Raw genomic sequence first — 231 nt, 5'->3', positions numbered from 1 at the left:
GGGTAGACGTAGCGTGTAACATTCTGCTGATCGACGACGACATCGTGATTGATCGTGCGTACGATTCAGCAGCGTGGGGCGGTTCTGACCATTCCGTCAAGTACGAGCTGCGCCGTGTACAGACAGAGGCCATTAGCGCGTCCGAGGCACGGGCCGCACAGGAAGAGGCGCGGGCGGTTCTCGCGGCTCGGGCACGGACCCATGTTGATAAGCTGATGCCTGCTGTCTATA

General features: G+C 59.7%; 1 protein-coding gene. It reads left to right on the top strand.

All coding sequences use genetic code 11. The features are described 5' to 3' along the window. Window positions 1-231: hypothetical protein (locus tag AC1RP1_RS08530; protein WP_481762812.1), on the top strand; the 231-nt coding region annotated here is incomplete at both ends.

The organism is Dellaglioa sp. CoH-56-MRSF-13 (assembly GCF_056782095.1).
Note: the sequence above shows the minus strand (reverse complement) of the source record. Positions and strands in the feature narration are given on the sequence as shown.